This is a genomic window from Paraburkholderia sp. RL18-101-BIB-B (assembly GCF_046026985.1).
Lineage (GTDB): Bacteria > Pseudomonadota > Gammaproteobacteria > Burkholderiales > Burkholderiaceae > Paraburkholderia.
The window spans coordinates 1-320 of the sequence record NZ_JARESV010000232.1 but is presented as its reverse complement, the minus strand read 5'-3'; the positions used below and the strand labels follow the sequence as shown (position 1 = coordinate 320).

The following is a 320-nucleotide window of genomic DNA, read 5'->3' as shown; positions in this document are numbered from 1 at the left end:
GGCCGGGCCTTCGCCCTGCGGGATGTCGATATTGGCGCGGAAGATGCGGCCTAGGCCGGCGTTGTCTGGACCTTTCTGCGTCCAGTAGAGCTTCCTGTCCTTCGGATCGATCGTGATTCCGACGCACCACCGGGTCTGGTCGAGCCGATCCTGGTCGCCATGCCCGGTCGCGACCAGCGTTTCGACTTGAGAGCCGTCGAGGTTGGCGCGCATCACGCGCATGCCTTCCCGATCGCACCAATAGAGCTTGCCACCTGCCTTGTCGAGATGAATCTGCTTCGGTGTGTGCGTGACGCCTTGCGGGACGATGACCACGCGGC

1 pseudogene is annotated in these 320 nt (G+C 63.8%); it reads right to left on the bottom strand.

Features of this window, described 5'->3' with window-relative positions:
- A pseudogene (locus tag P0D73_RS46875) lies at window positions 1–320 on the bottom strand (3-hydroxyacyl-CoA dehydrogenase); the annotation flags it as partial.